The 13,289-nt window shown below is 45.1% G+C and carries 8 protein-coding genes and 1 pseudogene; 3 read left to right on the top strand and 6 right to left on the bottom strand.

Features of this window, described 5'->3' with window-relative positions:
• Positions 1–147 precede the first annotated feature (147 nt).
• From JNUCC1_RS03875 to JNUCC1_RS03860, 4 genes are all read right to left on the bottom strand, one after another.
• A complete protein-coding gene (locus JNUCC1_RS03875) occupies positions 148–1,317 on the bottom strand; it encodes an IS256 family transposase (RefSeq protein WP_156645371.1) in 1,170 nt (389 codons plus the stop codon).
• Between the two features lie 363 nt (positions 1,318–1,680).
• Positions 1,681–2,829, bottom strand: coding sequence for a M20 family metallopeptidase (locus JNUCC1_RS03870; protein ID WP_156644227.1), 1,149 nt, complete (start codon positions 2,827–2,829; stop codon positions 1,681–1,683).
• 69 nt (positions 2,830–2,898) lie between these two features.
• On the bottom strand, positions 2,899–4,272 hold the full coding sequence (locus JNUCC1_RS03865; protein ID WP_231746966.1) for a YfcC family protein: 1,374 nt from the start codon (positions 4,270–4,272) through the stop codon (positions 2,899–2,901).
• Positions 4,273–5,652: 1,380 nt separating this feature from the next.
• On the bottom strand, positions 5,653–6,225 hold the full coding sequence (locus JNUCC1_RS03860; RefSeq protein ID WP_156644223.1) for a LiaF transmembrane domain-containing protein: 573 nt from the start codon (positions 6,223–6,225) through the stop codon (positions 5,653–5,655).
• 1,002 nt (positions 6,226–7,227) lie between these two features.
• Between JNUCC1_RS03860 and JNUCC1_RS03850 the strand changes: the two are divergent.
• From JNUCC1_RS03850 to JNUCC1_RS03840, 3 genes and pseudogenes are all read left to right on the top strand, one after another.
• Positions 7,228–8,279, top strand: a pseudogene (locus JNUCC1_RS03850) (acyltransferase).
• A 204-nt stretch (positions 8,280–8,483) separates the two neighbouring features.
• Positions 8,484–9,827 carry a protoporphyrinogen/coproporphyrinogen oxidase gene (locus tag JNUCC1_RS03845; RefSeq protein ID WP_156644218.1) on the top strand — a complete coding sequence of 448 codons (1,344 nt, stop codon included), beginning with the start codon at positions 8,484–8,486 and terminating at the stop codon, positions 9,825–9,827.
• Positions 9,828–9,877: 50 nt separating this feature from the next.
• Positions 9,878–10,576: a TetR/AcrR family transcriptional regulator gene (locus tag JNUCC1_RS03840; RefSeq protein ID WP_156644216.1), complete on the top strand. Its 699-nt coding sequence runs from the start codon at positions 9,878–9,880 to the stop codon at positions 10,574–10,576.
• An 870-nt stretch (positions 10,577–11,446) separates the two neighbouring features.
• Here JNUCC1_RS03840 and JNUCC1_RS03835 read toward each other — a convergent pair.
• Together JNUCC1_RS03835 and JNUCC1_RS03830 are read right to left on the bottom strand one after the other, a co-directional pair.
• Positions 11,447–12,673, bottom strand: a complete 1,227-nt coding sequence (locus JNUCC1_RS03835; protein ID WP_156644214.1) for a S8 family serine peptidase — start codon at positions 12,671–12,673, stop codon at positions 11,447–11,449.
• Entirely contained in the window at positions 12,619–12,957 is a 339-nt protein-coding gene (locus JNUCC1_RS03830) for a hypothetical protein (RefSeq protein WP_156644212.1), read from the bottom strand. Before JNUCC1_RS03830 ends, JNUCC1_RS03835 begins: the two co-directional genes overlap by 55 nt.
• Positions 12,958–13,289 lie beyond the last annotated feature (332 nt).

Raw genomic sequence — 13,289 nt, 5'->3', positions numbered from 1 at the left:
TTAGAAGTGATTAGCCATGGTACACTGGTTATGTGGATGGTGCCCGTTGAGGGTGTTTTATCACCAGCCGCCACCCATGGCTCCAAACAATGGCAAGGGTGGTGGTTGATCTCTGTATCCACTAACAGAAATCCTAGGGACGGACTTTCATCGATAAAAGTATTTCCTCCCTCCCGAATCAACTGAGGCATCATAATCCTTTAAAACGGCTCCTACCAGTCTAAATGCCGATTCAGGATTAGGAAAGATCCTAATCACCCGGACCCTTCTCTTAACTTCCCCATTTATCCGCTCCAGCACATTTGTGCTCCGAATGTGGCGATGAGTCACAGGTGGTTCAGTGTAAAACTGAACGGCATCTTCGTAGCCTTCGTCAAGGACGTTAATGGCTTTCTGGTATTTTTTGTCGTCACCAAATTTGGTTATAAACTCTTCTTTAAGCATTCTTGAGATATCTATTGATTGAGCTTTGAAAATTTCTTTCAAGTGGTGGCGTGCTTCCGCACTATCTTTTTTAGGCATTGCATCTGTGATGTTTTTAATAAAGTGAACTGTGCAGCGTTGCCAGCTAGAGCCTAGAAATTTCTCTTGAACGGCTGATTTAAGGCCTTCATGCGCATCAGAGATAATTAACTTAGGTGCATGGAGCCCCCTGGAAATCAGTGATTCAAAGAAGTCGCTCCAATTCGCCTTTGATTCCACCCCGGAGACTTTGAATCCAATGATTTCTCTCTCGTCATTACTGTTGACACCCAGGGCAATATAGACTGCCTTTGAAACGACTTTGTGGAATTCACGGACTTTGATATATGTGGCGTCAACATAGACATATCTATAGTAATCCGTGCTTAGAGGTCTTTCAGACCACTCTTTTATAATAGGGTCTAATTCCTTTGTCAAATCAGAAACCATTGATTTTGACACCTTTTCACCGCAAAGTTGTTCAACGACTTTAGAGACTTTTCGAGTTGAAACGCCATTGACCACCATTTCGACCATGGACAGTAGAAAAGCTTGATCGCTTCGACTATATTTTTCAAACGCTTGAGTTGAAAACTCGCCGCTTCGGGTTCGAGGCACTTTTAAAGGGATTCTACCAATATTGAGAACCAGGTCTCTATCATAATAGCCATTTCTGTAGTCACTGCGCTCTCCGTCCCGCTCGTAAGAGGCGTTGTTCATGAATTGATTTCTTTCTTCCTCCATGTATTTGTTAAGTACTACGACGATCGAAGATTTAATTACGTCGTTCAGACTAGATTGCATGACTTCCTCTTTAAGTTGATCAAAATTTAGTGTAAAATTAATTTGGGTCATCATTAATACCTCCGTTACGGTTTTTTGTGGTGAAAATATTGTAACATAGGAGGCCTAATGATGGCCTTTTCTTTTTACACAATTATATGGACATAATCGTGTGGAACAGTATATCCAGATTTTTTTCACTTTATCCAGAACTATGGATAACTTATCCAGGTTTTATGATGATATATCCAGAATTACACATGACATATCCAGGTTTTTCTGCCACATATCCAGGTTTTCACGCCCCCCACCAAGTTTCGACAATATTCGGGAAGTGACAGGCACCGACTCGGCACTGATTGGGGCATTGGTTCAACTTAAACCCCCAATGGATGTCGATAATCCATTGGGGGTTGGGCTGTACGAATAGGTTTTTTACACATTTAAAACGGAAACAGCTAATAGTTTACAGCGTTCGAACAATGATTCGACGACTGCGTATTCATGTGGGGTGTGGTTTCCTTCGCCCACGGGGCCCAGGGAGCATACGGTTGGAACGCCAGCCAATGTGGTGTAGGCTGAGTCAGAGCTCCCTTGGCTTGTAACGGCATGTGGCTCCTCCATCTGAAGTTCCTCTGCGGTTGTTCTGATCGCTTCAAACAGTCGGCGATTTCCATCTGTTGCCTCCATCGGGTCGAATCCGCCGATGTATGTCAGGGAAGTTTCTGTTCCATCGATAAATTGTTTTTCGCTGATTTTTTTCAGTGTGTGGTGCATCATGTCTTGCTGGGCTGCTGTCTGGCAACGGGTCCCGATTGTTGCCTTGGCATAATCCGGGCATGTATTGGGTGCTGTGCCGCCTTCTGTAATGGTCACGTTGTAGGTGTAGCCAGCATCATGATTGGACTCTGAATCAATAGCAATCATCTTATGTGACAACTCGATGATGGCATTACGCCCTTTTTTCCAGTCAATTCCCGTATGGCTGGCGACGCCGCGCACTTCCAACTCGTAGATGGCACCACCCGCTCTGCCAATGGACAGGCTGTTATCGAGGTTGCCGGTCTCAGTGTTGAAGGCATATGCGCCGTTCCTTGCTTCTTCGAGTATCATCGATTTTGCGTCGGAGTTGGTATGGGCATCTTCTTCGTCACCGACAATAATCACTTTAAGTGGGTAGTTACTAAACTGAGCAGCTCTTAACGCTTTAACCGCATATAGGATTGATGCAACGCCGCCTTTCATGTCCAGGATGCCCGGCCCGTAAGCCTTACCGTCCCTAATTTGAAAAGGATGATCATGCAGGAAGCCTTTTGGGAAAACGGTGTCTACATGACCGATGAAAATAATCGGTTTCTTTGTTTCCACATCTCCAAATTCAGCAACAACTGCATTTCCGGTTTTTTCATAATGAATGATTCTTGTGTGGAAACCTTCATTCTGCAAAATAGCTTCTACTTTAGATATCAATGAATCAATGCCCGGTATCTGGTCTTTGGCACTTTCCACATTCACGAGTTCTTCCCATAAAGCGAGCATTTCATCTCTATTTTGATCGATATAGTCTAAGACTTGTTGCTTCATATTGATCTGCCCCTTCCTTTTTCAGCTTCTGGCAATCTGTCTGTACCATACGACAGTCTCGTTGATTGCCTATACTGGTCCATAATTTATCAAAACGGCAGCAGCTACAAATACAGCGCCCAGAAGGATCCAAATGAGCAATAGCGGAAAAGCAAATTTCACCCATTTAACGTACGATACTTTTCCAATGGCCAGACAAGCCATTAGGGTGCCGGATAAAGGCGTAATAATGTTTGTGACCGCATCACCGAGTTTAAATGTAATGAACACAGATTGCCTTGTCACGTCAAGCATATCCCCAATCGGGACCATAATCGGCATGACAATGGCTGCTTGTCCTGCCCCTGATGAAATTATCCCATTGAACAGTAGATTGAATCCGTATAACAGGACCATTGATAGAACAGGTGTGAAATCGTTTAATGCAGAGGAGACCGCGTGCACAATTGTATCAACCACTTGTGCATCCTGCAGTATGACAATTACGGCACCTGCCACACCGACAATCAGGGCGCCATACATCACTCTGCCAGCGCCATCCATAAACACTTTTACAAACTGATTTGGACTTATTCGTGTGACCAGCGCAATGCAAATGCCCAGCATAAGGAAAATGGCGGACAGTTCATTAATCGACCAGCCGTGCTGCAGCGAACCATACAGGAACAGAGCAATTGCCCCGAAAAACAACAGAATAATAATTTGATAAATGGGCGTAAAGGTGTGAGGTTCAATCGCGTTTTCCCCACTTGCATGTGGTTCGATCATGGACTCGCTTTCCAGTGAGCTGCGGGATGATTGGTATTTGGCTTTCTTCGCATACACGATGATATACGTAATCGTGATGGAAACAAAGACTGCAAATATGAGCATCCTGAACAGCACTCCTGAGAAGATGGGCACCCCCGCAATCATTTGCCCCAGGACTGTTACGACCGGGTCAAACACGCCTCCTGCAAATCCCGAATAGGCACCAAGAAGCACCATCGCCACGCCAATCACCGGATCCAGGCGCAATTTTTCTGCCAGCAGGATACCTATTGGAACAAAGGCAACGGCCAGGTTAGGTGCAATGCCTATTGAACAAATAACTGCAAAAATCGTACAGAAAGTCACAATTAACATGTTCTGGTTGCCGCGTGATTTTCGCAGCAGGGGATGTATTGCAGCATCAATGGCGCCTGTATGTTCAATGACTCTGATAACGCCGCCTGCAATGAGGATAATGAATATAATTCCCGATGCATTCACCAATCCTCTTTGAACAGCGCTGAACAAATCCATGATCGACAGCGGGTCACTTGTTATATATTGGAAACTGTCTGGCACGACTTGGGTAATGCCACCTTTCTCCACTCGTTCAAACGTACCCGAGGGAATGATATAAGATAGCATAAATGCCAACAGTAAAAAACCGAACAAAATCACATATACATCCGGCATAGCTGACTTTTTCCTTTTTCTCTGCTCATTCTTTAACGCGCTACTTTCCTCAACTCGACTCAAACTAGACATTCCGTCATCCTTTCTTAATTTTAATCCTGCAACTTAAACAGCTGCACATGTCTCTATTCTCTCAACTCAACTCTACCTGGAAATCTCAGCTATCCCCCTTTCATGTATATACACTTTTTTAATCGTTAAAAAAAGTGTGAATGCCGCTATATTACCATTTTAGAAGACGCTTGTCACTTGTCAAAGCCGGGGAAGTGTGGGGACGGATCTGGTGCTTCCTCTGAACTCCCCCAGGTGAGAACAAGACACGGTAAGGACTGATTAAATGAGTAGCAGATACAAGTGCTGCAGAAAAAGACTAAGAAGGAAGTGAACGCGTTTGTTCGCTTCCTTCTTAGCTTTTTTCTATGGGGTTATTGATTATATGGGTCTGGTATTTAGTGTGAAGGTGAATAGCCAGGCGGGCTTTTTGTATTGTGAGGTATCCTCGCGAGTTGGGTTGCTCTGATAGAACCGCATCTTCGTTGGATAGAACTCATTATTGCTGTGATAGAATAGGTTGTTCGTTTGATAGACGCGGCTCTTGCTTTGATAGAAATGCATTTTCGTTTGATAGATGACGTTAATGATCGGCGTCTCCACTATTCTAGTATAGAAGTATCCTCGTGCAAGAGCATTTGGAGATTTGTGCTGTTTTGAAAATCTGGTTATTACCACCTGGACGACAGGGGATGCGGATCATAACCCTTGGACTGCTTGTGTTTGCTGTTTAGTTGTCTTTTTAGGACCAAGTATGTGGGGAAAGGACCGCTGCGGCGTGTGGAACAGGATATCCAGATTTTTTTCACTTGATCCAGAACTATGGGTAACTTATCCAGGTTTTATGATGATATATCCAGAATTACACATGGCATATCCAGGTTTTCACGCCCCCCCGCCAAGTTTCGACAATATTCGGGAAGTGACAGGCACCGTGTTTGCCCCGCACCTGCTGCAACGCCGCTCAAGCAGTGGTGTTTCTAACTTCCCGAATCCTTTGTCAGATGTATCTGTGAGGTGAAAACTGGCTATGAGGATAATATATGTACTACTGGATGAGAGGCATTGTAATACGGTAATGGTTGATGGGGTAGCAGAGACGACACGGGATCTCACTTTGCAGATGCCGACGGGACTTTTCATAGTAAGAAGCTAAAAAGAAGTCCGCATACAGTCTGCAGACTTCCTTTTGATCGTTGGAATCCTTAAAAGGGACGATCCCCTTGTCCTTGTGTCCCGCTTAATTCTTAATTTCTACGCCGCCAAAGGCTGTTAAGCAATTGACTTTGAGTATTGGGAGGGGTGTATCTTCATCATGTTTGTGATTGTTTATCTTGTTATCCCAGCCGCCAAAGATGGGAAGGCCGGTAATTTCCACTTGGACATGCTCAGGAACAAAAATGGAGATCCCCCGAATAATGCTGTTAAGTCAAGTGCAGCACCTTCTTCTGAAAGGGCAGTTTCTCGTAAATCAATCTCTGCACCTCCAAACAAAGCTGTCACACTACCACCTTCAAACTTCTGGGATTGGCTTTTTAAATCGACTCCTGAGAACAGTGAAAATGTATCGATAATTTGATTCGAATCTTTATGTGTTTTGTGGTGAACCTTTGAAAAAATGAATGTTAAACCAATCGTAATTAGAATGAGTGGCCATAGATATGGGATTAAGTCCATATCAACCGACCGATCCACGAGAAAGAATCCGCCTATTAAAATAAAAATGAAACCTGGTAAATACGAATAGGTGGAATTTACGATATGGATCACTCCGATACCGATTACAATAAGCGGCCACCAGGTGCTGAGAACATTTGAAAAGTCCCATATATCAGCCTGATGCAGCAAAAAGCCAAAACCAAGAACGATAAAAAGCAAACCAATCCAATACTTGCCGGACATGCTATAACCTCCTAGTCTCTCCCTTGTATAAGGGTTTAATGACGTTTGTGACATAGGTGTTTAAGATACATAATTAGGATGATGTATCATCTGGGAGTGTGAATGTTGACAGAATCAATCTTCCTTTCAGACAATTATAAACCAAGTATACGCCAAAATCCACCCTTTTCGATGCCTGGTTTTTGTCTGGCCATTGACAGAAGGAAGCATGGGGACGGATCTCGCGCTTCCGCTGAGCTTTCCGGGTGATGTGGGGCGGGACTTTAAGACCTGATACCTAAGGATTATTAGGTGCGAGTGTTGTTGAAAAAAAGCTGAGAAGGAAGTGAACGCGTTTGTTCGCTTCCTTCTCAGCTTTTTTTATAGGGGTTGTGGTGAGCGGGAACTGATTTAGAGCGGAAGTGAATAACTTGGCAGGCTCTTTGTATCGTAAAGTAACCTTGCGAGTTGGGTTGCTCTGATAGAAGGCATCTTCGTTGGATAGAACTCATTATTGCTGTGATAGAATGGGTTGCTCGTTTGATAGACACGGTTCTTGCTCCGATAGAGGTGAAGCTTCGTTTGATAGACGCTGCTCTTGCTCTGATAGAACCGCTTTTTCGTTGGATAGAGGAAGCATGGGGAACGGATCTCATGCTTCCTCCGAGCCTTTGTATTATTTTTACGCGTGATACAGACATGTGAGCTGTTGCCCGGGGAAGCAGAATAAGGCGGATGTTTGAAATTGAAGTTTGTGGTTTTATCTGGGGAGTTCTGAGTGTAATCGCTGGAGTTCTTCAATCTATCAGTGGTGTTTTGCATTCCATCAGGGGTAACAGACGTGCGGATTAAGTTTTATCCCACGATCGAATTGCAATGAAAAGAGGTTTTACATTATAACTCACTAAGACGTTATTAAGAACAGACCGGCAGCTAATAAGACTTGTGAATTGAAAGGGGGCTGCTGACGTGAAAAGTGGTTATTTCGTGGAAATTCCCTTTGTGCGGGCGATTGCTTGTTTGATGATTGTTTTTGTTCATGTGACTGCTGTTGCTTATAGCCGTACGGAAGGCTTTTCTTATGGACCGAATTTGTTTGTGAATCAGTTTTCCAGGCTGGGGACACCGGTGTTTGCGGTAATCAGTGCTTTTTTGCTGTTTAGTTCAGTGAAGAAGAGAGGGTTTAAACTTCGGCAGTTTCTGTTATCAAGAACGTCAAAGGTGGTCGCCCCCTTTGCGGTATGGACAATTGTGTACTTGACTGTCGACTGGTTTGCTGGGGAAGTGGTGCTCGGTGGACGTCAGATGGCGGGTTATTTTGTGCTGGGCACGGGGTATTATCATCTTTATTTTATGGTGACGGTCATTCAGTTTTATATTTTTTTCCGTTGATTCAGTTGGTACGCGTCAGGAAATATTTTATTGTTTTATTTCTGCTGAGTGTTCCACTGAATTATTTTTGGCTGACGAACACGGGGTCCCAGTTGCAAGGAGCGGTGGGCGTGATTACGGGGCACCATTCATTTATTTTGAATTGGTTGTCCTATTTCCTTCTTGGGGCGGTGCTGGCGTATTATTATGAGGAAATTATGCTGCGGCTTCATCGGTATAGAGTGGTTCTTGGTATGTTATTTGTTTGGATGGTCGTGGGAATTTATGTGGAAATCACGCCGGGTGAACTGTTTGGCTCGATGCGGCCTGCCAATTTGATTTATATTCCAATCTTTTTCCTGTTTTTACTATCTGTGTATGAGCGTATCGCAAGGGGGAAGTATATCACCGAATTCATCCATATGATCGGTAATTATTCCATGGGGATCTATTTGGTGCATCCGTTAATTATATTGCTGCTGGAAGGTCAGTTGCCAAGTTATATGTGGAACAGTGTCCTAATTTTGCCGATATTCGGGCTGACGATTGCTGGCAGCATCGCTATTAACAAGCTGATCCTTTTATTGCCTATTTCCCAATATATTGTTCCTGTTGGGAAAAGGCGGCCGCGTTCGGTTAGAGTTGGTGTGGTCGAAGGGGATACGGTGAAGGGGGGAGTGCATGCGCAAGGGAGTACATCGTAGCTGGGAGATGGAGGCTGGTATCTGGAGAGTTTGTCTCTATAAGACTGATGAATTGCTTGTACATAACTTGAGCAGCTTAAAAGCTCCCTGAATATTTGACAATTAAATCATGCATGATACAATTTTCCCAAAACATGAATGCATTCATGAAATAAAATACATTCATGTAATCGGTGACATTTTTAAAAAGGGAGAGTTGTTTGTATGGAAATCAAAGATGCGATTATTGTAGGCGGCGGTATTGCAGGACTGGCTGCGGCGTGGGAGTTGCGGGAGAAGGATATTTTGCTTCTGGAATCGGATGATCGGTTTGGCGGACGGCTGTCTTCTGAGCGTCGCGGGAAGTATTGGCTCAATTGGGGTGGTCATGTTTTGGCCGGTGAAGGGTCGTCGACGGATGAGCTGCTGAAGTCTGTGGGGATTCAAGCCTCGCCTGTTCCGGGGACGGTTACCGGAATTGCCATGAACGGGAAGGTGATTTTGGATGGGCGTGTGGAAAGTTATCCATTTCGAATCCCGATGTCGCTCAAGTCTCGGATGGCGATTTTGAAGGCTGGGGCTAAAATTAGATTGGCGGTTATGAAGTATGGGAAGATTGTGGCGCCGAAGCCGGGTGAGAATTTCAAGGATCATCAGCAGCGTATTTATGAGTTTGAGAATGATCAAACTTTTACTGATTACGTGGGTAAATTACCGGAGGATGCTGATGCGATTTTTCGGCCTACTGTGAGTCGGTCAGCCGGGGACCCTGAGGAGATATCGGCGGGTGCCGGGATTGGCTATTTTCACCTTGTCTGGGATAAGGGGGAAGGGCTATCGCGCAATGTGCATGGCGGTGCGGCGACGTTAACCAATACGTTGGGTGAGTCGCTTTCTGATAAAACTCGGCTTGGTGCTGTGGTAACCGAGGTGGTGCAGCATCAGGATCATGTGGAGGTAACGTATACAGAGAACGGTGAGGTGCATGTGGTCAAGGCGAAATATGCGATCATGGCTACGCCAGCTCCGATTACGAATAAAATTGCCACGAACCTGGATACGGACATGCGCTGGGCGCTTGATCAGATTAAATACGGCCCATATGTCAGTGCGGCTTTCTTGACGAACGAGACGGATCCGCAAGTGTGGGATGATGCCTATGCGATTGCCACGCCAAAAAGGTCGTTTAATGTGGCGTTCAACATGTCCAATTTAAATCGTTCATGGGAATCCACGAGAGAGAAGGGCAGCAGTATCATGACGTTTTCGCCTGCGAGTCTGGCGCGAAAGTTGATCGATCAGTCGGATGAGCAAATTATCCAGACGTATTTGCACGATTTAAATGAGATCTTTCCGGGCTTCAGTGATAAAGTCGTTGAGGCGAAAGTACAGCGTTTTCCGCTGGGGCTCGCGTATTGCTTTCCTGGACGGGCGAAACTGCAGCCGTATTTGACCAAACCGGATGGGAGGTTGTTCCTGGCCGGAGACTACTTAGGCACGTTATATACGGAGACATCGATTAAAACAGGGCAGGAAGCGGCGAAGAACATATTGCAGCGGTTATCTTAGTTGTTGCTCGTGTTGAAGGGGGCTCACGGTTTAGTGGGCCTCCTGATTCTATGAAAATTTTAACGGAAAAGTGGGCGGTCGTGATGAAACATAAGGATATCAAAACAGCATTAATGTATAAATATTTTATTGATGCAGCGGTGGATGTTATCAACGAAGAAGGCATTGAGCGTGTGACGGTGAAGAAAGTAGCTCGGAAGGCCGGTTTCACGGCGTCGACGGTTTATAATTATTTTGATGAGTTCTCCCATCTCATTTATTTTTCGTCCATGCGGTTTTTAAATGACTATAATCAGGACTTGCAACTTGCACTGAAAAACACGCGAAATCCATTGGACAAATATCTATCGACGTGGCAATGCTTTTTCAGGCATTCTTTTGCCTCGCCGGGTATTTTTAATGCTTTGTTTGTGGCGGATCTGGGGAGTGATCCTAATAAATTGATTCACAGATACTATAATATTTATCAATCTGATTTATCGGAGGAACTGAAATTCATCATTATGGAACACGATATGTTCAAACGGAATCGGCATATGCTGGAAGATGCTGCTGATCAGGGATTTTTGCAGGTGGAGGATATTGAGTTCATATTGGGGGTAACGGTATACACATGGCAGGGCAAGCTCACGACATTGATGAACAACCGCTCTGTGCAGACGGGGGAGGAGGCGGAAGCAGAAACGATTGAATATGTGCGTCGGCTTGTGGGGAAATGTGCGCTGAGGGATGTGGATGCGTGGGGTTAGTTGGGCGAAATTGTCACTGGAATTTTTCATATATCAGGGGAGTTTTGTATTCTATACCTGTTATCAATTGAGAACGACAAATAGACCTCCCTGAGGCACCAGCTCCAGTGGGAGGTCTATTTACCTTCAACGGAGCCGTCCCTCTTGATGGGTGCGATCCGTTGTGCTTATCATATGTTTCTTTATTTTTATATACCACATTCTTGGGAATTTTAAACCGAACCGCTCGAAGACTGCTTTTAGTGGTTAAAGAAGGTCAATAAAATAAACCTAAGTTGGTACTATGCTAAATAAAAATACTCTAATCGGGAAGCGTGGGGACGGGCCTCGGGCGGATCTCGTGCTTCCGCTGGGCTTGCCGGGTGGTGGGAGGGTGAAACTATAAGGCCTGAAGCCAAAGGGTTATTAGGTGAGAGTGTTGCTAAAAAAAGCTGAGAAGGAAGTGAACGTGGTTGCTCGCTTCCTTCTTAGCTTTTTTATGGGAGATTATAGGGAGCGGGGGGTTGATTTAGAGTGAACGTGAATATCCGAGCGGGCTTTTTGTATTGTAAAGTAACCTTGCGAATTGGGTTGCTCTGATAGAACGGTATCTTCGTTGGATAGAACTCATTATTGCTGTGATAGAATGGGTTGTTCGTTTGATAGACACAATTCTTGCTCCGATACAAGTGAAGCTTCGTTTGATAGACGCGGCTCTTGCTCTGATAGAACCGCATCTTCGTTTGATAGATGACGTTATTTTTTGCTGTCTGCACAATGTCAGTATAGAGGTATCGTTATGTGAGAATTTTTGGAGGCAGGATTCAGCAGTTCTTATCATGACATAGAACCCCCCGACAGATGAATAACGCTTTCTGTCGGGGGTGTTTTTTAGTTTTGACTCCAATAATACGAAGCGTACGGTGGTTCGTAGCCTGGGAATGAGATGTGGGACGTTTCACATACGTAAGACTTCCCATTATATGTTACGACGTCACCTGCTACATACCATGTATAACTTTGCCAGGCTGGTGCTTGGGGGTCTTCTTGACCACCGTCACCATTATCGCCACCGCCTGTACCGCCGCCTACAACTTCTTGTACGGCTGCATAGGCGTCCACGATGCCGTTGCCGTACTCAAGCTGTGGACCTGCTGGTTGTGCGGTGGTGTTTAAAATGGATTTTGCTTCAGAAACGGTTACGCTTGGGTCAGCGGATCTCATCAGACCTAAAACCCCTGCCACATGTGGCGTTGCCATGGATGTGCCGGAGAACTTGTCGTAGTTTCCACCTGGGGTGGTGCTGTAAATGTTTGACCCGGGTGCGACGATATCCAATTCATGTCCGTAGTTGGAAAAATAGGAACGTGATTCGCTTGATGTGACCGAACCGACTGCGATTGCAGCGTCATATGCTGCTGGATAGGATACATTTTGGACGCCGTCATTTCCGGTTGCCGCGACGACGATGGTGCCTTGGTTGTTGGCAGTGATGATGGCTTCTTCCATACCTTGGTTGTACGAGCCGCCACCAAGGGACATATTAACGACATCGGCATCGATGCTGGCTGCGTATGTGATGCCTTGCTGGATACCGTACATGGACCCTTTTCCATCGTCACCGAGAACTTTTACAGGGATTAAAGTTGCCTCCTGCATAACACCAGAGACGTTTCCATAGCTCGCAATGGTTCCGGCGACGTGTGTGCCGTGGCCTTGCCGATCTGCCGTGTCGCCACCGACAAAGCTTTTGCCGAGGGAGGTATCGACAAAGTTGCTTAAGCTCTGATGGGAGCTGTCGATGCCTGTATCAAGCACCGCGACCTTGGTGGCGCTGGAACCTGATGTGACATCCCAAGCCTGTGAAGCGTTGATCATGTTATATTGCCAGTCTTGTTCGGGATGCACGGTCATTGGAGTGACCTGTTCAGGTACAGCCTCCAGGGCGTGCATGGTCTCGTTTTCTTCAACGTATCTGACGTTTAGGCCTGAGTCTTTTAAAGCATTCTCGAGTGCTTTTTTTGCATGCGCGGTGGATTTGTATTTAGCCTCGGAATATTTGATTAAGTAAACCATTCCCATTTGTTCAACAACTTGTTTTTCGAAAGTGTTGTCCATTGTGTGGGTGAATCTGACTGAATGCTCTTCAACAATGAATCTGCTATCTGGAAACCGTTTTGTTCGAGTTTGGCAGATTTAGAGATTGTCTGATCGGCGCTTTGAATCGACATTTTGTTGGTATTTGCTTCAATCGAAACGACCAGCTCGCCTTTGATATGCTTGGACGCTGCGTCAGTCTTGCCGTCAGTTTTAGCGGATGCTTGTCCAGTAAATGTTAACAATACGAAAAGGGCTGTAAGGATCAGGGCTGCACTTCCGAAAACTTTCAGTGATTTTGTCAAAAGAATGCCTCCTTAAAATTTTCCCCAGTTGATAAGAGGGGTAGATCAACTTGCGAGAATACACCTCCAGTCGTCTTTTTCTAGATAATTCCTTTGAAAGAGTTTTTCTCGTGTTGTGAATTTATGTAGGATTTCAACTCTTAAATGCCGTGTACCCCTTGATGCCTGTTTAAAACGAGCCTTTTGGAGTAATCTGTTACCCCTGAAACATGCGATGGCAAGCGCTTTTTGGGCAATTCGTACTCAAACTTTTGACAGTCAAAAGTCAAAGAGCCTTGTGTAGAAATCCTAAGACATTCCCAGCATCCCGGGAAACTCGAAAAGATCGCTGC

Origin of the sequence: Lentibacillus sp. JNUCC-1 (assembly GCF_009741735.1) — a bacterium.
Lineage (GTDB): Bacteria > Bacillota > Bacilli > Bacillales > Amphibacillaceae > Lentibacillus_B.
Note: the sequence above shows the minus strand (reverse complement) of the source record. Positions and strands in the feature narration are given on the sequence as shown.

What these genes read in the sequence shown, in the direction of transcription:
- JNUCC1_RS03865 (WP_231746966.1), bottom strand. Translation starts at nt 4,272, where the DNA reads ATGCCGGATGTATATGTGATTTTGTTCGGTTTTTTACTGTTGGCATTT.
- JNUCC1_RS03875 (WP_156645371.1), bottom strand. Translation starts at nt 1,317, where the DNA reads ATGACCCAAATTAATTTTACACTAAATTTTGATCAACTTAAAGAGGAA.
- JNUCC1_RS03840 (WP_156644216.1), top strand. Translation starts at nt 9,878, where the DNA reads ATGAAAATTTTAACGGAAAAGTGGGCGGTCGTGATGAAACATAAGGAT.
- JNUCC1_RS03860 (WP_156644223.1), bottom strand. Translation starts at nt 6,225, where the DNA reads ATGTCCGGCAAGTATTGGATTGGTTTGCTTTTTATCGTTCTTGGTTTT.
- JNUCC1_RS03845 (WP_156644218.1), top strand. Translation starts at nt 8,484, where the DNA reads ATGGAAATCAAAGATGCGATTATTGTAGGCGGCGGTATTGCAGGACTG.
- JNUCC1_RS03835 (WP_156644214.1), bottom strand. Translation starts at nt 12,673, where the DNA reads ATGGACAACACTTTCGAAAAACAAGTTGTTGAACAAATGGGAATGGTT.
- JNUCC1_RS03870 (WP_156644227.1), bottom strand. Translation starts at nt 2,829, where the DNA reads ATGAAGCAACAAGTCTTAGACTATATCGATCAAAATAGAGATGAAATG.